At 72.4% G+C, this 18,156-nt stretch carries 18 protein-coding genes; 6 read left to right on the top strand and 12 right to left on the bottom strand.

Annotated features, from left to right (window positions below; genetic code table 11):
• Positions 1 to 42 precede the first annotated feature (42 nt).
• On the bottom strand, positions 43 to 801 hold the full coding sequence (locus tag ACFO3J_RS32055; RefSeq protein ID WP_386437082.1) for an SAM-dependent methyltransferase: 759 nt from the start codon (positions 799 to 801) through the stop codon (positions 43 to 45).
• Between the two features lie 448 nt (positions 802 to 1,249).
• Here ACFO3J_RS32055 and ACFO3J_RS32050 point away from each other — a divergent pair, with 448 nt between their 5' ends.
• Entirely contained in the window at positions 1,250 to 1,714 is a 465-nt protein-coding gene (locus ACFO3J_RS32050; RefSeq protein WP_386437079.1) for a MaoC family dehydratase, read from the top strand.
• 25 nt (positions 1,715 to 1,739) lie between these two features.
• Here the strand turns inward: ACFO3J_RS32050 and ACFO3J_RS32045 are convergent, their stop codons facing one another.
• Together ACFO3J_RS32045 and ACFO3J_RS32040 are read right to left on the bottom strand one after the other, a co-directional pair.
• The gene (locus ACFO3J_RS32045; RefSeq protein ID WP_386437076.1) at positions 1,740 to 2,411 is read right to left on the bottom strand and encodes a TetR family transcriptional regulator; all 672 of its coding nucleotides are present in this window, start codon (positions 2,409 to 2,411) and stop codon (positions 1,740 to 1,742) included.
• A gap of 169 nt (positions 2,412 to 2,580) precedes the next feature.
• Positions 2,581 to 3,729: an acyl-CoA dehydrogenase family protein gene (locus ACFO3J_RS32040; RefSeq protein ID WP_386437073.1), complete on the bottom strand. Its 1,149-nt coding sequence runs from the start codon at positions 3,727 to 3,729 to the stop codon at positions 2,581 to 2,583.
• Positions 3,730 to 3,825: 96 nt separating this feature from the next.
• Here ACFO3J_RS32040 and ACFO3J_RS32035 point away from each other — a divergent pair, with 96 nt between their 5' ends.
• Positions 3,826 to 4,599 (top strand): TetR/AcrR family transcriptional regulator, encoded by a 774-nt coding sequence (locus ACFO3J_RS32035; protein ID WP_386437070.1) that lies wholly within the window; start codon positions 3,826 to 3,828, stop codon positions 4,597 to 4,599.
• 63 nt (positions 4,600 to 4,662) lie between these two features.
• Here the strand turns inward: ACFO3J_RS32035 and ACFO3J_RS32030 are convergent, their stop codons facing one another.
• From ACFO3J_RS32030 to ACFO3J_RS32020, 3 genes are all read right to left on the bottom strand, one after another.
• On the bottom strand, positions 4,663 to 5,745 hold the full coding sequence (locus ACFO3J_RS32030) for a zinc-binding dehydrogenase (RefSeq protein ID WP_386437067.1): 1,083 nt from the start codon (positions 5,743 to 5,745) through the stop codon (positions 4,663 to 4,665).
• A 115-nt stretch (positions 5,746 to 5,860) separates the two neighbouring features.
• The gene (locus ACFO3J_RS32025; protein WP_386437170.1) at positions 5,861 to 7,237 is read right to left on the bottom strand and encodes an aldehyde dehydrogenase family protein; all 1,377 of its coding nucleotides are present in this window, start codon (positions 7,235 to 7,237) and stop codon (positions 5,861 to 5,863) included.
• Positions 7,238 to 7,716: 479 nt separating this feature from the next.
• Positions 7,717 to 8,292 (bottom strand): TetR family transcriptional regulator, encoded by a 576-nt coding sequence (locus ACFO3J_RS32020; protein WP_386437167.1) that lies wholly within the window; start codon positions 8,290 to 8,292, stop codon positions 7,717 to 7,719.
• Positions 8,293 to 8,557: 265 nt separating this feature from the next.
• Between ACFO3J_RS32020 and hmgA the strand changes: the two genes are divergently transcribed.
• Genes hmgA through ACFO3J_RS32005 form a run of 3 tightly spaced genes read left to right on the top strand, consistent with a single transcriptional unit; the run spans position 8,558 to position 11,936 of the window.
• Positions 8,558 to 9,916 (top strand): homogentisate 1,2-dioxygenase, encoded by a 1,359-nt coding sequence (gene hmgA, locus ACFO3J_RS32015; RefSeq protein WP_386437064.1) that lies wholly within the window; start codon positions 8,558 to 8,560, stop codon positions 9,914 to 9,916.
• Positions 9,913 to 10,659, top strand: coding sequence for a GntR family transcriptional regulator (locus tag ACFO3J_RS32010; protein WP_386437061.1), 747 nt, complete (start codon positions 9,913 to 9,915; stop codon positions 10,657 to 10,659). Before hmgA ends, ACFO3J_RS32010 begins: the two co-directional genes overlap by 4 nt.
• 14 nt (positions 10,660 to 10,673) lie before the next feature.
• Positions 10,674 to 11,936 carry a type ISP restriction/modification enzyme gene (locus ACFO3J_RS32005; protein WP_386437058.1) on the top strand — a complete coding sequence of 421 codons (1,263 nt, stop codon included), beginning with the start codon at positions 10,674 to 10,676 and terminating at the stop codon, positions 11,934 to 11,936.
• Between the two features lie 191 nt (positions 11,937 to 12,127).
• Here the strand turns inward: ACFO3J_RS32005 and ACFO3J_RS32000 are convergent, their stop codons facing one another.
• Positions 12,128 to 12,391 (bottom strand): hypothetical protein, encoded by a 264-nt coding sequence (locus ACFO3J_RS32000; protein WP_386437055.1) that lies wholly within the window; start codon positions 12,389 to 12,391, stop codon positions 12,128 to 12,130.
• Between the two features lie 169 nt (positions 12,392 to 12,560).
• Entirely contained in the window at positions 12,561 to 13,355 is a 795-nt protein-coding gene (locus ACFO3J_RS31995) for an SGNH/GDSL hydrolase family protein (protein WP_386437052.1), read from the bottom strand.
• A gap of 331 nt (positions 13,356 to 13,686) precedes the next feature.
• Between ACFO3J_RS31995 and ACFO3J_RS31990 the strand changes: the two genes are divergently transcribed.
• On the top strand, positions 13,687 to 14,976 hold the full coding sequence (locus ACFO3J_RS31990; protein ID WP_386437049.1) for a DUF5925 domain-containing protein: 1,290 nt from the start codon (positions 13,687 to 13,689) through the stop codon (positions 14,974 to 14,976).
• 135 nt (positions 14,977 to 15,111) lie between these two features.
• On the opposite strand, the gene ACFO3J_RS31985 is transcribed toward ACFO3J_RS31990, so the two are convergent.
• From ACFO3J_RS31985 to ACFO3J_RS31970, 4 genes are all read right to left on the bottom strand, one after another.
• Positions 15,112 to 16,134 (bottom strand): iron-containing redox enzyme family protein, encoded by a 1,023-nt coding sequence (locus tag ACFO3J_RS31985; protein WP_386437046.1) that lies wholly within the window; start codon positions 16,132 to 16,134, stop codon positions 15,112 to 15,114.
• Positions 16,115 to 16,387: a CDGSH iron-sulfur domain-containing protein gene (locus ACFO3J_RS31980; protein WP_386437043.1), complete on the bottom strand. Its 273-nt coding sequence runs from the start codon at positions 16,385 to 16,387 to the stop codon at positions 16,115 to 16,117. Before ACFO3J_RS31980 ends, ACFO3J_RS31985 begins: the two co-directional genes overlap by 20 nt.
• A gap of 208 nt (positions 16,388 to 16,595) precedes the next feature.
• On the bottom strand, positions 16,596 to 16,967 hold the full coding sequence (locus tag ACFO3J_RS31975; protein ID WP_386437040.1) for a GntR family transcriptional regulator: 372 nt from the start codon (positions 16,965 to 16,967) through the stop codon (positions 16,596 to 16,598).
• The gene (locus tag ACFO3J_RS31970) at positions 16,964 to 18,112 is read right to left on the bottom strand and encodes a methyltransferase domain-containing protein (RefSeq protein WP_386437037.1); all 1,149 of its coding nucleotides are present in this window, start codon (positions 18,110 to 18,112) and stop codon (positions 16,964 to 16,966) included. Before ACFO3J_RS31970 ends, ACFO3J_RS31975 begins: the two co-directional genes overlap by 4 nt.
• Between the last annotated feature and the right edge of the window lie 44 nt (positions 18,113 to 18,156).

Here is an 18,156-nt window from a genome sequence, read left to right as displayed (position 1 = left end):
CCGGTACGCCGACCCCGGAAGATGAACATACGTCATCTTTTTTCAGCGGCTGGTGGCGGCGCCCTGTCGCAGGACGAACACACCCCATCCCATGTACCGCCGGGTCCAGGTCAGATGGGTCCGGCGCGCGTGCTCCAGGAACTCCCGCATGTCGGCGGCGTCCGGGTGGTCGTCCGGCGCCGCCCGCAGCCAGTCGGAGATGGTGAACCACTGCCCGGCCGCGTACCGGTCCCAGCTGTCGCCGTCCGCGAGCACCATCTCGACCAGTTCCATCCCGGCCGCCTCGATCCGGTCCAGCGTCCCGGGCAGCGACGTGAAGTCGTCCGGCCCGGCGCCCATCTCCTCCAGTGCTTCCTCGGGCGGCGGCTCGGTCCAGTACGGCTCGCCGATCAGCATCAGACCCTCCGGCCGCATCGCGGGCCGCAGCAGTTCCACCGTCCCGGCCAGGCCCTGGCCGATCCAGCTGGCGCCGACGCAGGACACCACGTCGAAGGCGCCCCGCTCCGCCTGGTAGGCCGCGGCGTTCCCGTGCTCGAAACTCACCCGATCGGCGACGCCCAGCTCCGTCGCCCGGTCGCGGGCGGCGGCCAGGAACACCCGGCTGAGGTCGACCCCGACCCCGCCGATCCCGTAGAGCTCCGCCCACCGGGTGAGCATCTCCCCCTTCCCGCAGGCGAGATCGAGCTGCCGCTGCCCCTCGCGCAGCCGGCAGATCCGGCCGAGAAGCATCAGTTGCTCCTCGGTGAACGGATTGAGGATGCGGTGGTCGGACTGGGCGATCTCGTGGTGGCGCAGACTCATGCGGTTCCCTACGGGGTGGGTGCGGAGGCGGGGCAGGCCCGGGCGGACCCGCCCGGACTCCGTCGTGGCCGGGTGCGGTTGGTGGCATGCTGCCTGATCGCGGGGGGCGGGTGCCAATGGCGAAGCCCGGAGGCCTCGGGGCTGGCCGTTACCCGTCGGTGGTGCGGGGATCGCGCCGGCGGTGGACGTCCCGCCGCACCGGACGGAGCAGGGCCTGCCGATCGGGTGATGCCCGGCGGACGGTACGGCGACGAGGCGACACTGATCTCGCCGTCCGCGCGATTGGAGCGGGCGAGGCCCTGGGCGGGTCGGCGGCCGGAGGCGCGGGCGTAGCGGGGCGGTCCGGTGCGGCGGGGCGGTCCGGTGCGGCGGCGCGCGTTGACAGGCGGGGCCACCGGAATCATGCTGAGCAAGCGCTTGGTAACCCGGAATTCAGGAGGCCCCCACCATGTCGGAGCAGCCCCGCGTCTTCGCCTCGCTCGACGAACTGCGCGCCGCGGTGGGCGAACAGCTCGGCTGGACCGACTGGCTGGAGATCGACCAGAAGCGGGTCGACCTGTTCGCCGAGGCCACCGGGGACCACCAGTGGATCCACATCGATCCGCAGCGCGCGGCGGCCGGCCCGTTCGGTACGACGATCGCGCACGGTTTCCTCACCCTGTCGCTGATCCCCGCGCTGACCCCGCTGCTCTTCCGGGTCGAGGGCGTGAAAATGGGCATCAACTACGGCGTCAACAAGGTGCGCTTCCCCGCCACGGTGCCGGTGGGCTCGCGGCTGCGCGCCACCGCGGTGGTCGCCGAGGTGACCGAGGCGGGCGGCGGGGTCCAACTGGTCACCCGGGTCACGATCGAGCGCGAAGGCGGCGACAAGCCGGTGTGCGTCGCGGAGACGGTGGCGCGCTTCTACATCTGAGCCGCCTCCGCTCCCCCCGACCCGGCTACGCGCCGGACTCGGCCGCCCGGACCGGGGGCTGCGCCTGCCGGACCATGCGCAGCACGAGATCGGCGTACAGCTCGCCCACCTCGTCGGGCGAACGCCGGCCGGCCGGATTGAACCAGCGGGCGACATCGATGCACAGCGACAGAACCGCGAGGGTCGTCCCGGAGACGTCGGGCACGTCGAACTCGCCGTCGGTGACGCCGTCCTTGATGATCGACCGGATCGCGTCCTCGCTGCGCCGGCGGAGCGCCACGATCTCGGCGTAGTGCTCAGGGCCGAGCGCGCCAAGCTCGTACTGGACGACCCGTCCGGTGGTGTGGTGCTCGGCGTGCCAGCGGACGAAGACCCGTACGGCGCCGGCCAGCCGCTGCGCGGCGGTGCCCCCGGCGTCCCGGGCCTCGGCCAGCAGGGTCAGTGAGCGCTGGTGGCCGACCTTGCTGATCTGGTAGAGCAGCTCTTCCTTGGTCTTGTAGTGGATGTAGAGCGCGGCGGGGCTCATCCCGGCCCGGCCGGCGATGTCGCGGGTGGTGGTGGCGTGGTAGCCGCGCTCGGCGAAGGCCTGGACGGCGGCGATCACCAGCCGCCGGGCGGCGTCGGGAGCGATGCCGGCCCAGGGGCCGGCGGGCTCGCCAGCGGACGCTTCGCCGCCCGTTGCCGCTTCCGTACTCATCGCACGCTCCTCCCGCCCGGCGGTCGGCCCCGGTTCATTGACAGGGCCACACCCTACCTGCCGGGTGAGCAAGCGCTTAGATCCTGAGCGGTCGCTTATCGCGCGCGGAGGAGCGCCCGGGATCGGCCGGACCGGAGCCGGACACTCACAGGGTGCGGTCAGGACGCCGTCAGAAGGCGGAGACCCCGGTGAGCGCCCGGCCGATCAGCAGCTTCTGGATCTGGCTGGTGCCCTCGTACAACGTCATCACCCGCGCGTCGCGCAGCAGTTTGCCCGCCGGGTACTCGTCGATGTAGCCGTAGCCGCCGAAGACCTGGAGGGCGTTGTTGGCGCAGCGCACCGCCGCCTCGCTGGCGTAGAGCTTGGCGGTCGAGGACTCGGTGGCGAAGGGCAGGCCGCGGTCGATGTGGTCGGCGACGCGCCAGGTGAGCAGCCTGGCCGCGTCCACGTCCACCGCGATGTCCGCGAGCAGCTCCTGGACGAGCTGGCGTCCGGCGATCGGCGCGCCGAACTGCTCGCGCTGCCCGGCGTACGCCACCGCCGCCTCCAGACAGGCCTGCGCGATGCCGACACAGCCGGCCGCGACCGACATCCGGCCCTTGGCCAGCGCGGACATGGCCACCGAGAAGCCCTTACCCTCGGGCGCGAGCAGGGCGGATGCGGGGACGCGCACGCCGTCGAAGACGAGTTCGGCCGTCGCCTGTCCGCGCAGGCCGAGCTTGCCGTGGATCTCGCGGCGGGTCAGGCCGGGAGTGTCGGTGGGCACGAGGAAGGCGCTCACTCCCTTGTGGCCCGGCCCGCCGGTGCGGGCGAAGAGCAGCACCACATCGGCCCAGGTGCCGTTGGTGATGAACATCTTGCTGCCCGTGATCGCATACCCGTCGCCGTCGCGGACCGCGCGGGTGGTGAGATTCGCGGCGTCGGAGCCGGTGCCCGGTTCGGTGAGGCCGAAGCAGCCGACCGCCTCGCCGGAGGTGAGCCGGGGCAGCCACGCCTGCTTCTGCTCCTCGCTCCCCCAGTGCGCTATCGACTTGGCGACCAGACCGAGCGAGACCGACACGATGCCGCGGACCGAGGAGTCGCCACGCCCCAGCTCCTCGGTGACCAGGCAGTACGCGAGGTGGTCACCGCCGGAGCCGCCGTACCGCTCGTCGATGGTCAGGCCGAGGAAGCCGACCGCGCCGAGCTTCTTCACGATCGCCCGGTCGACGCTCTCCGCACGGTCCCAGGCGATCACCTGGGGGGTGATCTCGCGGTCGGTGAAGTCCCTGGCCAGCGCCCGGACGGCCGCCTGCTCCTCGGACAGCTCAAGATCCACCGCTGCTCGCCCCTTCACACCGGATCGGCGGGCGGCGGACCGCCCTTGGAAACTACCACCGCTAGTTTTCGGATGGCAGCCTCTACTATGTGCCGCATGGCCCGCCCCCGCAAGCCCCTGTTGAGCCGCGAACGCATCGCACAGGCGGCGCTCGCCCTCATCGACGCGGAGGGCCTCGCCGCCCTGTCCACCCGTCGGCTCGCCGCGGAGCTCGGGGTCAGCGGGCCCTCGCTCTACAACCACTTCGCCACCAAGGAGGCGATCCTCGACGCGGCGGCCGACACGGTCGTCGCCCAGGTCGACCTGTCGATGTTCGGCGGCGCCGGGGCGGCCGGCGTGGAGGTGAACGCGGGCGCGGGCGCCGTCTGTACGGACAGCGGCGGGGACGAGGGAAAGGGCGAGGGCGACGGGGGCGACCGCGGAGACAACGCCGACGGGCGCGGTGACCGGGGGCCGGACTGGCCCGACGCGCTGCTGGCGTGGGGCCGCTCCTACCGGGCCGCGCTCGCCGACCATCCGCACATCGTGCCTTTCCTGGCCACCGGGCCGGGACTGCGGCCGGCCGGGCTGCGGATGGCCGACGCCGTCTTCGGCGGCATGGTGGACGCCGGCTGGCCGCCCGCCCAGGCGACCAGGATCGGCGCCCTGATGCGCTACTTCGTCACCGGTTCGGCGCTGGGCTCCTTCGCCGGCGGCTTCGTCGGGGACGCGGCGGCCTACGACCCGGCCGACTATCCCCACCTCGGCCAGGCCCATCTCCTGGCCGATCACCGCGAACAGGTCGACCTGGGCGCCTTCGAGACGGGGCTGCGCGCACTGATCGACGGACTGGCCCTCCAATACCAGGGCCTGCGCACCGCCGACGCCTGACAGGACACCGCCCTTGCGCCTTCCTCCGCTGGTGACCGCGGGTCGCCGGCGCCCGCAACGACCTCAGAAGACGACGAGGGCGCGGCCGCCCCGCCCGGCGGTCATCGCCTCGAAGGCGGCCGGTATGCCGTCGAGGTCGATGCGGTCGGTGACCATGCCGGACAGATCGAACCGGCCGGCCCGCACATGCTCGGCGATCACCGGCAGATCCTTCACCGGGTCGCAGTTGCCGTACACGCATCCCGCCAGGGTGCGGCCGAAGTAGAAGAGCTCCAGCGCGGAGAAACTGACCTGCTGCTCCTGGCCGCCGATGCCGACGACCGTCGTACGGCCGCCGCGGCGGGTCGAGGACCAGGCGGCGCGGATGGTGTCGGCGCGGCCCACGCACTCGATGGCGGCGTCGGTGCCGTAACCGCCGGTGAGCCGGCGGATCTGCCGGGGGGTGTCCTGCCCGGCGAGCACGAAGTCGGTGGCCCCGGCCGCCCGGGCCAGTTCTTCCTTGCCCGGCGAGACATCCACCGCGATGATCCGCCCGGCTCCGGCGATCCCGGCCGACTGCAGTACCGCGAGCCCCACCCCGCCGACCCCGAACACGGCCACCGTCTCCCCGCCGCGGATCGCCGCCGCATGGTGCACCGCGCCGTATCCGGTCAGCACCGCGCAGCCCAGAAGGGCGGCGTCGGTCAACGGCACCCCCGCCGGCAGCGGCAGCACTGCCCCCGCGGCGACCAGCGTCTCCTCGGCGAAGACGGCCGTCCCCAGGCCGGGATACAGGTCGCTGCCGTCTGCCGCGAGTGTCGCGTACGGCACGGTCGCCGCCGCTGCGGAGTTGGCGCAGAGCCAGGGCTCGCCGAGCCCGCAGAAGTGGCAGGAGCCGCAGGCCGGCGCCCAGTTGAGCACCACGGCGTCACCTGGCGCCACATGACCGACGTCCTCTCCGACGGCGACCACCGTGCCCGCGCCCTCATGGCCGAGCACCGCGGGTATCGGCTGCCGCAGTGTGCCGTTGGACAACGACAGGTCCGAGTGGCAGACCCCGGCCGCGGCGAGCCGCACCCGCACCTGCCCGGGCCCGGGCTCCGGCAGCTCGATCTCGGTCACGGTCAGCGGGGCGTTCACGGCGGTCAGGACAGCGGCGCGGACCACGGCAACTCCTGGACGGTTTGTTGACAAGTCGGTTGATGGATCAAGGTATTCGACGTGCGGGATGCGAAGGTGGCGGCCGGTGCGGGTGCGGCCGGGGGCCGTCGCTCAGCAGCGGTCAGAACTGGAGGGATTTGGTCTGGAGATACTCCGCCAGCCCGTGTGCCCCCAACTCCCGTCCGACGCCGGACTGCTTGTAACCGCCGAACGGCGCCTTCGGGTTGAACCGGCCGCCGTTGATGTCGACCTGGCCGGTGTCCATCCGCCGGGCGAAGGCGACAGCGGCGTCCTCGTCGGCGCCCCACACCGCGCCGGCCAGCCCGTAGACCGTGCCGTTGGCGATCCGCAGCGCGTCCTCCTCGTCCTCGTAGCGGATGAGGACGACGACCGGGCCGAAGATCTCCTCCTGGGCGATGGTCATCTCGGGCCGCACATCGGCGAAGACGGTCGGCCGCACGAAGTAGCCGGTGGCCATGCCCTCGGGGGCTTCCGGGCCGCCCGCCACGATCCGGGCGCCCTCGGCCACCCCTTGCCGTATGTAGCCGCGCACCCGCTCGCGCTGACGGGCGTTGACCACCGGACCCAGCCGCTCGCCGGGCACGTACTTGGCGGCGGCAGCGGCAGCGATCTCCACCGCCTCGTCGTAGCGCTCCGCGTCGATGAGCATCCGCGTCCACGCGCTGCATGTCTGCCCGGAGTTGGCGAAGACATTGGCCACACCGACATTGACCGCCCGGGCCAGATCGGCCCCGGGGAGGATCACATTGGCGGACTTGCCGCCCAGCTCCAGGGCGACGCGCTTCACGGCGCCCCCGGCTGCCGCGCCTATCCGCCGTCCCACCGCAGTGGAACCGGTGAACGAGACCAGGTCGACGTCCGGATGCCCGGCGAGCGCCTGCCCGGCGACCGGACCGAGCCCGGTGACCAGGTTGAACACCCCGGCAGGCAAACCCGCCTCGTCCAGGATCGCGGCGAACAGCTGGGCGACCAACGGGGTGTCCTCGGCCGGCTTCAGCACCACGGTGCAGCCGGCGGCGAGCGCCGGAGCGACCTTGGCGACGATCTGGTGCAGCGGGTAGTTCCACGGCGTGATGGCGCCGACGACCCCGACGGGCTCCTGGAAGACCCGGGAGTTGCCCACACGCTCCTCGAAGGGGTGCTCGGCGGCGAGCGCGGCGAAGGAACCCATCACGGCGATGGGAAGGTCGGCATGGACCGCGGCGGCGAAGGCCGGCGGCGCACCGAGCTCCGCGCCGACGGTGGCGGCGATCCCCCCGCGTCCGGCCACCATCAGGTCACGGGCCGCGGCCAGTACGGCGGCCCGCTCGACCGGGTCGGTCGCCGCCCAGCCCGGCAGCGCGGCACGGGCGGCCCCGACGGCGCTGTCCACATCCCGGGCGTCACCGGCCGCCACTTGTCCGAGCACCTGCTCGGTCACCGGATCGATCACGTCGATCCGGTCGCCGCCCGCCGCAGGGCGCCACTGCCCGCCGATGTAGTGCCCGTCGCGAGCCTGGAAGACCCGCGGCGAAGCGGCTGTCCGCCCCTCGACCGCATCGTTCGCCGGTCCGGCCGTGTTGCGCGCGGGATTGCCTGTCGCTGTGCCGTCCACTTCGCTGTGCTCCTCTGCATCTCGACCGGATCTCAACGCTGTCCGCCACGCCCAAACTAGCGCCGTTAGTTTTTGGTGGCCAGGGGTCGCACGGCGCCTTCGGTCACGGGTTCCGCCGGCGGCGGCGCTCCGTGCGAGGCCACGGCGGACCTCATGGAACGGGCGGATACGCGCGGTATTACTGGACATCGGTGGCTCCCCCCGGAACGCGCCCGCGGTGGCGCGCACCCGTCTTCGGCAGTGCTGATCGGTACTGGGAATGACGGTAGCCGGGCCCGCCGACGCCCCGTCGGATCCGAATCCGGATCTGTGGATAACTCCGGTCCGGGCCATGCCAAGGCTCCGGCCTGACGAGGCTGGACCTAATCGAGCACTGTTCCCAGATAGGCCCTGAGCAGCAGTTTCGTCTCCGCGATCACTCCCGCGTCGCCGGACGGATCGTCCCGGAAGGCGAGTTGCAGTGCGGCATCGGCCGCCTCGACGGCGACGACCAGGGCCAGCCGGAGCCGGGGCTCGGCGGGATCGCCGGTGAGCCGGTCGCCGAGCAGGGCGGGCAGCCGGTCGGCGAGGTCGTGGTTGGACTCGCCGGGCAGGCCGAAGTCCACCAAGGCGAAGCCGGGGGCGGTGCGTTTCATGGCGGTGTATTCGTCCACCAGCACGTCCACCGCCCCGCGCCAGTCCGGGCCGGTACCCGGCTCGGCCAACCGGACCCCGGCCCGGTCCAGGAAATCGTCGAGATTGCGGTGGGCCAGGGCGTCGGTCATCGCCCGCTTGTCGGAGAAGAAGCGGTAGACCGAGCCGATCGGCACACCCGCGCGAACCGCGACCGCCCGGGTGCTGAGCCGTTCGTAACCGCCCTCGTCCAACTCGCGGGCGCAGGCGTCGAGAATCCGCTCCAGCCGTTCGGTGCTGCGGCGCTGCACGGGAGCGCGCCGCAGGCGGCTTTCCCCGCCCTCGGTGCGGGGCGCGTCGCGCTCGGCTGCCCGGGCGCCGTCCTCCCGGGCGCCGCCGTCGGTATCCGTGCGCGGTGCCGCCACCGCTCAGCCTCCTGTCGGACAAGACCGCAGTGCCACCGCTCCCACCCTAGCCAGGGACCCGCCCGAAGAGTTTTCCACAGGGCGGGAATCGAGGGTTGCCGCACTGATTCCTATGCTCCAGCATAGGAATCAGAAATACACGGAGAGCGATCACGGGGAGCGCGTCATGAAGGTCACGCAGGACACCGGTAAAAGGAATACGGCGATCGAGGGGGCGCAGGTGCGCGGCACGCAGGAGCCCGGCCTGCTGTACTCACCGGGCTTCGGCAACGAGCACAGCAGCGAGGCCGTGCCGGGCGCGCTCCCCGTTGGGCGCAACGCACCGCAGCGCGCGCCGCTCGGTCTGTACGCCGAGCAGCTGAGCGGCACCGCCTTCACCGAGCCGCGGGCTCACAACCGCCGCAGCTGGCTCTACCGCATCCGCCCGTCTGCCGCCCATCCGCCCTTCCGCCGGATCCCCAACGGCGCGTTGCGAAGCGCGCCGTTCCACGACGTGGAGCCCGATCCCAACCGGCTGCGCTGGGGACCGCTCCCGCCGCCGACGGAGCCGACCGACTTCGTGCAGGGCCTGGTCACCGTCGGTGGCAACGGCGATGTGCTGCGCCGTGAGGGCATCGCCATCCACTGGTACGCGGCCAACCGCTCGATGGACACCCGGGTGTTCTCCTCATCCGACGGCGAGTTCCTGATCGTCCCCCAGCAGGGCGCGCTGCTGCTGCGGACCGAATTGGGCCTGCTGCGCGCCGAGCCGGGCCATGTCGCGCTGATCCCCCGGGGCATCCGCTTCCGGGTCGAGCTGCCGGACGGCGCCGCAGGCGGCTATGTCTGCGAGAACTACGGACGGCCCTTCCAGCTCCCCGACCTCGGTCCGATCGGTGCCAACGGGCTTGCCAACGCCCGGGACTTCCTCGCCCCGGTCGCCTTCTTCGAGGACCGCGACGAGGACACCGAGGTCGTCAACAAGTTCGGCGGCAATCTGTGGGCTGCCGACTACGACCACTCCCCGCTCAATGTGGTGGCCTGGCACGGCAACCATGTGCCGTATGTCTACGATCTGCGGCGCTTCAATGTGCTGGGTTCGATCAGCTACGACCACCCGGATCCGTCGATCTTCACGGTGCTGACCTCGCCGTCCGACACCCCGGGCCTGGCCGGCGCCGACTTCGTGGTGTTCGCCCCGCGCTGGCTGGTGGGCGAGGACACCTTCCGGCCGCCGTATTTCCACCGCAATGTGATGTCGGAGTTCATGGGCCTGATCGAGGGCGCGTACGACGCCAAGGCCGAGGGCTTCGTGCCGGGCGGCGCCTCGCTGCACAACATGATGTCCGCGCACGGGCCGGACCGGGCCACCTTCGAGCGGGCGAGCGACGCCGAACTCGTGCCGCGGAAGGTGGACGACGGGCTGGCGTTCATGTTCGAGACCCGCTGGCCGGTGGTGCCCACCGGGTCGGCGCTGACCGCGGGCCATCGTCAGGTGGGGTACGACCGGGTCTGGGAGGGACTTGAGAGAAACTTCCGCCCGTGACCTCCTTCGCCCCTGATTCGCTGGTCCTCAACAGCAAGCTTCCGCTCTGGTATCAGGTCTCCCAGTCGCTGCGCGCCTCGATACTCGGCCGGCCGGCCCAGGCCCCGCTGCGGTTGCCGACGGAGGACGGTCTGGCCGAGCACTACGGGGTGAGTGTGCTGACCATGCGGCAGGCTCTCAAAGAGCTGGAGGACGAAGGGCTGATATCCCGGCACCGCAGGCGCGGCACCTTCATCGAGCCCACCGCGCTGCGCGGGGCGCCGGTGAAGCTCCTCGGCTCGGTGGACGCGATCGTGGCCCAGCAGTCCGGCGGGCGCACCGCGGTGCTGCAGCACGGTCCGGAGCCGTTGCCGCCGGGGGTCGCCGAGTACTTCCCCGGTCTGAGCGAGGCGGTCGCCTTCCGGCGGCTGCGCTGCGACGACTCGGGCGAGCCCACCAACTGGGCGGAGAACTACCTGCGTCCGGAGCTGGCCGACCGGATCGACCTCGCCGATCTGGAGCGCTGGCCGATGACGAAGGTGCTGCGGGACGTGCTGGGGGTGCGGATCAGCCGGATCACCGACACGGTGGAGGCGCGGCTGGCCCAGCCCGACACCGCCCGGCTGCTGCGGGTCCCGCTGCTCAGCCCGATCCTGCACTACACCGGCGTGACCTACGACGACACGGGGCGGGTAGTGGATGTGGTGCGCATCCACTACCGGGGGGACCGGTTCTCCTTCACCGTGACCATGGAGGCGCCCTGAGGACGCTCAGTAGCATGGATGCGGTGAGCGATGACGCGCCTGCGCTGCATGATCTGATGCCGTGGTCCGTGCGACCGCTGCGGATCGGCCGCGGCTGGCCGCTGGCCCCGGAGCGGTCCTGTCTGCACGCGCGTTGGGCCCTGCTCACCGGCGCGGCGGACACGGCGGTCAGGGCCGCCCTGCTGCGGCCGAGCCGGGCGCGAGGACTGCGCACGCCGGTCCCGCAGCTGCCCGGCCACCGCACCCCGACCACCGCGCTGGCCCGCGAGGATGGCCCCTGTCCGGAGCCGGTGCGGGTGCAGCACGGGCCGTTCGACCAGCAGTGGCTGATACCCGACCACCGGCTGATCGATGTGGCGCGACCCGAGCTGTGGCGGGTCGCCGACGAGTACCAGGTGTTCGCCATCGAGCAGGGGTATCTGCCGGAGGCACCGGAGCCACCGGTGGTGTTCTCCGCGCTGCTGCCGGACGGGCGCTCGCCGGCCGGGAAGCCGTCGTGGATCCGGCCGCTCTTCCGGCGTCCGGGCGGTCTGGAGCCCAATGTGGCGCCCGGGCTCACCGATTGGCTCACCACCCGGCTGGGGGTCGATGTCGGGGCGGAAGACGTGCTGGCCTGGATCGCCGCGGCCGCGCGGCCGGGGCCCGGGGGCAGCGCGGTGCCGCTCCCCCGCGATCCAGGCACATGGCGGGCGGGCGTGGCATTGGGCCGGGAGTCGGTGTGGCTGCACACCGGGGGCGCTCGGTGGGCCGATCCGGCGGCCGGCCGGAGCCCCGAGCGGCTGCGGCTGCCGGGCGGGCGGCGGCCCTACGTACGGGCGCCGCTGCCGCCGGCGCCCGCCGCCGGGGAGCTGTCGTACGACCCGGAGGAGCGGGTCCTGCGGATCGGCGAGGGCCGGATCTCGCCGGTCGCCGCGGAGGCATGGGAGCTGACCGGCGGCGGGGTGCGGGTGCTGGAGCAGTGGTTCGAGCGGCGTACGTCGCCGGGCGAGCCGGGTTCGCTGGAGGCACTGCGTCCTGCCGCCTGGACTCGCGCCGCCACCTCGGAACTGCTGGAGCTGATCAGCCGGCTGACGCTGCTGGCCGCCCTCCGCGCCGAACTGGCGGCTTTCGCCGTGCGGTTGGCCGGACAGGCGGCGGCCGATCGCGGCCGCTCGGCCGGTGCGGCGGCCGAGCTGCGGGCAGCCGGAATTCTGCCGGTGCCTGCGGCGCGGCGCCGGCCGGCTTCCGTACTGGCCCATCACGAGGAGGGCCCGGACGGGCAGTTCGCCCTGCTGTGAGCGCGGCCGGGGAGAGCCGTGGAGAGTGCGGACCGGGTCGGCCGCCGGGGAGAGGCGGCCTCGACGGGCGCACACCGAGACGCCGCACTGAGCAGCGCCGAGCCGGACGGTGTGGCCGTCGTGACGGTCCGGATGATGAGCCGGGTCCAGGGAGAGAACCGGTGACTACCTCGCGCGGGCCGGGAGTCGGGTCAGCCGCGGTTGCCGAACAGTGATCTGCGCAGCCGCCGCAATGGCGCGAACAGCGATACCCGGGCGCCCCGGTTGGTCCGGGTGTGCACGGTGTCGCGCGAGGTCAGCTCCCGCATGAGCACGGTCGCGTCGTCGGTGACGCTCTGCGGTGCGGCGGGCCCGGCCAGTATGGCCAGGTGCCGGTCGAGGCGCGCACTGGACGCGCCTGTACCGCAGTTGATGGCAGGCACTCTCGGCCTGCTGTGCATCGCTATCTGATCCATGACTCTCCCCACCCTGTAGAGGGCACCCGGCTCGGGCAGGTCAACCCTAGCGCCCCGCCGCGTCATATGCGCATCCCCTGCCCGTCTCCGACGCCCGATTCACCTTCTCCGCAAGGGTGTTGACCCTTGAACAGCAGGCGCGGGGCAGCGGCGGGCGGGGCACGGATGCTCAGGCTACGGCGCTGAACGGGGGCAGATAACCACTGGCCTGGCCCGCCGCGGTGGGGTGGTAGGAATCGCCGGCCGGCAGGGTCAGGCCGTGCAGCCACGGCGACCCCGAGCACAGCTCGTGCCCGGTGAAGGCGCCGCGCACATCGGCGAAGGTGAAGCCGTGGTCGGCGGCGCGCTTGGCGATGACCCCGTCGAGGTCGTCCGCGGCGGCGTTGATGGCGCGGCGGGAGGTGTCGCTCAGGCCGGCCCAGCAGCCTCCCGGCACCTGGTAGAAGCGCGGATAACCGACCACGACCACATGGGCGTGGGGCCCCTTGGCGCGGATGGCGTCGTAGGTGGCGTCCAGCAGTGCCGGCAGGCTGCGGTCGACGAAAGCGCGGGCCTGCGCGATCCGGCTGAGGCATCTGCTCTGCGAGTCCAGCACGCAGGTGGTCATGACCTCGGAGAATCGGGCGTCATTGCCGCCGATGCTGATGCTGACCAGACCGGTGGCCGAATCGACGGGCGCCAACTGGTTGTTGACGACGTCCCCGGTCACCGCGCCCGAACAGGCGGTGAAGGCGAACGAAGCAGGGGCGTGGGCCGCGGCCCACAGGGCCGGATAGGCCCGGGTGCTGCGCTCGCAGTCGCCACTGGCGCTGTCGTAGCTGCCCGAGCCGACTCCGGCGGAGTAGGAATCGCCCAGGGCGACGTAGTCGATGCCCGCGGCGTGCGCGGAGCCCGCCCCGAGCAGAGTCAGTACGGACGTCAGGATCAGCGCGGCGGCGGCTGACGCGAAGCGGGACGTTCTCACGGAGCCTCTGTCTCTTTGTTTTTGGGCTGATTCGCTGCCACCTCCGCCGCGCCGACCGGCAACGACCGGCAACGACCGGCAACGACCGCGGGAAGTGTCACGCGCACGGATACTGATCAGCCGTCAGAGGACGGTTTTCGGACGTCCGTTTGACGACGTAAGGTTCATATCCGTGATGACTTGCGATCAATCGACCCGTTCGGTGAGATTGGCCCGCTATTCTGCTGGGTAGGCCCACCCGCGGCCGACCGCGCGACGCCATCCGGGATTCGCCGCGCCCGTGACGAAAAGCACTGGGCGAATCGGCCCGGGAGGGCGGATCATGGGCCGCATGTCCGCCACAGCCCGTGAACCGAGGAGGCAAGTGCCGCCCGCCGGAGCCGGTAAATCGACGAACGCAGCCAAGCCCGACAAGGCCGCGAAGACCGGCCAGGCCGACCGGACCGACCCGGGCGACCCCAGCGGCAAGGCCGTCACGCCGCAGAAGACGGTGCGCGCCCGGAAGACCGGAAAGGCCGTACCGAAGCAGGCCCCGTCCGTCACGCCTCCGCAGAGCGCCCTGCCCATCCATCTGCGCCTGGACGACAGCGACTCGCCGTCGGATGTCGTGGACGCGCTCTTCCTGGGCCGTTTCACCTCGGGAGAGCAGCCGTTCGCCCGCGGCGCCTCGGTGGAGAACGTCAAGTCCGGGCTGACGCTGCTGCCGCCGGACGCGACCATGCTGCGGCAGGCCCGCGACAAGGACCGCAGCGCCACCCTCGCCGAGGGCGACGGCTGGACGATCCTCATCTCCCGCTGGAATCGCGGCGCCGATGTCACGGTGGCCGCCGTCAGCGACGAACTCGCCGAGCAGGTCCTGAAGTCATCGGTGGACGACGCCGAGGACCAGCCGGAGCCGCAGCCCGACGATGTGACGATGGGCTTCTGGTACATCGTGCCGAGCCGCGGACCGCACCGCACCACCCGGCGGATCGCCGCCGCGACCTGGGAGGAGCTGAGGGTCAATTACACCGCGCCGGTCGCCGACGCGATGGACGGTCTGATGAAGCTCACCGCCGACGACGTCGCCGGACGCCTGCTGCTCCTGCACGGCCCGCCCGGCACCGGCAAGACCTCGGCGCTGCGCACACTGGCGCGCGCGTGGCGCGACTGGTGCCAGGTGGACTGCGTACTCGACCCCGAGCGGCTCTTCAACGACGTCGGATATCTGATGTCGATCGCCATCGGCGAGGACGACGCGACCGGTGGCCGCTGGCGGCTGCTGCTCCTGGAGGACTGCGACGAACTGATCAGGGGTCAGGCCAAGCACCAGACCGGCCAGGCGCTGTCCCGGCTACTCAACCTCACCGACGGCCTCCTCGGCCAGGGTCGGAACGTGCTGGTGGGCATCACCACCAACGAGGATCTGGAGCGGCTCCACCCCGCGGTGGTCCGCCCGGGCCGCTGCCTGGCCCGTATCGAAGTCGGCGCGCTCACCCGCAAGGAGGCCGTCGACTGGCTCGGCACCAGCGAGGGCATCGGCCGCGAGGGCGCCACCCTCGCGGAGCTCTACGCGCTGCGCCGCGGCCACCCGGCCATCCTGCCGGTGCCCGCCCAGTCGGCGGACGGCCTCTACCTCTGATACCTCTGACACCCCCGATACCCCTGGTGCCTCCGATAGGTCCGACACCTCGGATACCTCCAGCGAACGGCCGCCGGTCGCCGCCCCGGCGAGCTGCCGAGCGGGGCGGCGGCCGGCGGCCGGGCCGGGGAACCCTCAGCCGGTCGGGTCCGGGCCGGCGCGCAGCGCGGAACGGCCCGCCCGCCAGGCGCGGAGCAGATGGGCGCCCAGCCGGTCCTCAAGGAACCCGGTCGCGTCGGCGCCGAAGGCCACATCCGCCTCCAGTTGTGGTTCGTCGGCCAGCAGTCCACCGATCACCTCGCGCCGCACGACCTGTTCATGGACGGCGTCCGCCTCGACGTGCTCGGTGTAGAAGCGCTCGGCGGCCGGTCCGGCTCCGGTCCGGCGCATGGCCCGGGCAAGGCGGCGCGAGCCGGGCGACGATGTGACCTCGACGCTCGCGAAGTGGCCCACCAGCGACCCGCGCAGCGAGCGGCGCAGCCCGAACAGCGTCATCAGGTTGACGGTGGCGAGCGCGACACCCGGCACCACTCCCAGATAACGGCCGTACTCCGTGTCCAGCCCGAGATCCTCCATCAGGTCGGCGAACAGCCGCGCGTGCAGATTCTCGGCGTGGCCCGCTCCGTATTCGTCGTACTGGACGGCCACCATGGCGGCCTTGGCCCGGCCCGTCAGCCGCGGGATCACCCAGGTATGCGGATCGCCCTCCTTGAGGTGGTAAAGGGAGCGCAGGACCGCGTACTCGCGCAACTGCCACAGCTCGCCGTCGTGTTCGAGGTGGTAGGCGACGCTGTCCCGGTGGTCGGTCGACTCGACCAGCAGATCACCGAAGGCCTCGTCGGCCCCTCGGCCGGACGGCACGTCAGCACGCAGCGCGCCGAGGAAGCGGTCTTCGAGCGCCCGGCGCAGCGGCTGGAGTGCCGGATCCCACTCCCGGTCGTCCTCCACTCCGGCGAAACCGCGGTAGTGCAGTTCGTACAGCACATAGAGGGCGAGCTGCAGATCCTCGCCGTACGGGTCCGCCGACATCGCTTCGGACGCGTCCGGCGGGAGCCGGCGCGGCGCGGTGAGCGCGGCGAGGACTCCGGCCGACAGCGGGCCGCGGGGCGCGGGAAGGACGGGGTCGGCGCGCCGCCGGTCAGTGGTGGTCGCCGTCATGGGATCCCTCCGGTTCGTGGCCGGACTGCCCGCGGTCCTGGGGCCGCCCGGCGGGTGGTCGCTTGTGGCCGCGGTGGCTGGTGTCGCACCACGGGTAGGTGCGGCTGCGGCGGCAGGTGCAGACGGCGACGACGAACCGGTCGGAGACGACGACCGTGCCGTCGTCCTGGACCACTTCCACCGGCCCCTCGACAAGGATCGGCCCGTCCCGGTCGACGGTGACCCGCCGTGGCCGGTCAGCTGCGTTCGACACGGATGACCACCAGCTCTTCCTCGTCCTCGTCGGCGCCGCAAAGGCGCCGGGCTCGCAACGCGGCTGCGATCGTCATCTGGATACCTCCGTCACCCGCGGGTGGGTCGTAGGCACTTCTGCCCGACGCCTCGGGAAGTACGCAAAACGGACCTACGGCCGCCTGGAGCAGCCCCGAGCAGGGCGGGTGCCCAGATGCCGGGACCGGGGCTCAGTCGCCGTAGGCGGCGCGCAGGGCCTCCTCGACCGCCGCGCGCGCCGCGTCCCGGTCCAGGCCGAGGCGGCGGGTCCGCTCCACATAGGCCGTCGCCGCGGCGACGGCCTCGCGTGAGCCGGAATCGGCAGCCGCGATATACGTACCGTGACGGCCCCTGGTCTCGATCACCCCGTCCGCCTCCAGCGCGCGGTACGCCTTGGCGACGGTGTTCGCGGCGAGCCCCAGCTGCTCCGCCAGGCCTCTGACAGTGGGCAGCTTGTAGCCGACCGGGATGCGGCCGGCACGGGCCTCTTCCGCGACCTGCCGGCGCAGCTGCTCGTAGGGAGCGACGGCCGCATCCTGATCGATGACGATCTTCAGGCTCATATGAGCGATCCTGGCACAGCCGGTGGCGACAGCGGCACCGCTCGGTGCGGCCCGGCGGGGTCATAGGCGATGGCGTCGCCGCTTTCGTGCAGATGCAGCAGGAACCGGTGTCCGGCGCGCCAGGCCTCGATACCCGCCCGGCAGTAGGCCACCATGTCGTCGGGCAGCGCGGCCAGCCGGTACCAGCCCAGCTCGGAGCACTTGTCCGGCTCCGCGTTGACCGGCTCCCTGCCCCTGGCCAGGCGGGTCAGGAAGAACCAGCCGGTCCTGGCGGCGCCGTCCGGCGCACGGTGCTGCATCGCCAGGACCGCTTCGAGGTCGTCCGGCGCCAGATCGAGGCCGAGCTCCTCGCGGGCCTCCCGGATCATGGCGCTCCTGACGTCCTCGCCGTCCTCCAGATGGCCCGACGGAGCGTGCAGCAGTCCGTCGGCGTATCCCGTGTTCGCACGGCGGGCGAGCAGGACCTCCTGGCCGCGCACCAGCAGGAGGTGGACGTCCACGATCTCGGTGTGGCGGGGCCGGACCACCGGCGGGGCGGCCCGCGCGGGGCGGAGCACGGCCGCATACCGCTCGTCCCGGACCGGACGCCCCCACAACGCGGTGTCGGGCCCGAGCTGCTCGACCAGGATGGAGCCGCCGAGCGGTGCGGCCAGCGCGGCGAGGGCGTCGGCGGTGAGTCCGACCGGTGCGGACGTGCCCCAGCGGCCCTCGACCAGCACGAGCCGCCCGCCCGGCCGCAGCAGCCCTGCCCACTGCCGCAGCGCGGCCGCCGGGTCGGACAGCGTCCACAGCACATGCCGGACCAGCACCACGTCGAAAGCGCCGGGGGCGACCGGGGGCCGGGCGGCGTCGCCGATCAGTATCCGGGCGCTGGTGCCGGCCAGCTTGCGGCGGGCCGCTTCGACCATGCGGGGCGAGAGGTCGACCGCGGTGACCCGGTGGCCCTGCTCCGCGGCGAGCAGGGCGAGGCTGCCGGTGCCGCAGCCGAGGTCGAGGACGTCGGACGCGCGGCCGGGCAGCCAGGACCGCAGCCGTACGGCCCAGGCGTCGCGGACCAGGGGGTCGCGCAGGCCGTGGTCCGGCTCGTCGTCGAACCCGGCGGCCGCACGGTCCCAGAACTGGCGGTCGTCACTCTCGGTGCTCATGTGTCCAGCCTGCCACCTCCCACCGACAATCGGCCCGCCCGGGC

The sequence above is a fragment of the Streptomyces polygonati genome, from assembly GCF_042650325.1.
In the GTDB taxonomy this organism is placed as follows: Bacteria; Actinomycetota; Actinomycetes; order Streptomycetales; family Streptomycetaceae; genus Actinacidiphila; species Actinacidiphila polygonati.
This window is presented reverse-complemented; position numbering and strand designations above follow the sequence as displayed.

What these genes read in the sequence shown, in the direction of transcription:
- ACFO3J_RS32005 (WP_386437058.1), top strand. Translation starts at nt 10,674, where the DNA reads ATGGATGCGGTGAGCGATGACGCGCCTGCGCTGCATGATCTGATGCCG.
- ACFO3J_RS31975 (WP_386437040.1), bottom strand. Translation starts at nt 16,967, where the DNA reads ATGAGCCTGAAGATCGTCATCGATCAGGATGCGGCCGTCGCTCCCTAC.
- hmgA (WP_386437064.1), top strand. Translation starts at nt 8,558, where the DNA reads ATGAAGGTCACGCAGGACACCGGTAAAAGGAATACGGCGATCGAGGGG.
- ACFO3J_RS31985 (WP_386437046.1), bottom strand. Translation starts at nt 16,134, where the DNA reads ATGACGGCGACCACCACTGACCGGCGGCGCGCCGACCCCGTCCTTCCC.
- ACFO3J_RS32050 (WP_386437079.1), top strand. Translation starts at nt 1,250, where the DNA reads ATGTCGGAGCAGCCCCGCGTCTTCGCCTCGCTCGACGAACTGCGCGCC.
- ACFO3J_RS32055 (WP_386437082.1), bottom strand. Translation starts at nt 801, where the DNA reads ATGAGTCTGCGCCACCACGAGATCGCCCAGTCCGACCACCGCATCCTC.
- ACFO3J_RS32035 (WP_386437070.1), top strand. Translation starts at nt 3,826, where the DNA reads ATGGCCCGCCCCCGCAAGCCCCTGTTGAGCCGCGAACGCATCGCACAG.
- ACFO3J_RS32000 (WP_386437055.1), bottom strand. Translation starts at nt 12,391, where the DNA reads ATGGATCAGATAGCGATGCACAGCAGGCCGAGAGTGCCTGCCATCAAC.
- ACFO3J_RS31970 (WP_386437037.1), bottom strand. Translation starts at nt 18,112, where the DNA reads ATGAGCACCGAGAGTGACGACCGCCAGTTCTGGGACCGTGCGGCCGCC.
- ACFO3J_RS32045 (WP_386437076.1), bottom strand. Translation starts at nt 2,411, where the DNA reads ATGAGTACGGAAGCGGCAACGGGCGGCGAAGCGTCCGCTGGCGAGCCC.
- ACFO3J_RS31990 (WP_386437049.1), top strand. Translation starts at nt 13,687, where the DNA reads ATGTCCGCCACAGCCCGTGAACCGAGGAGGCAAGTGCCGCCCGCCGGA.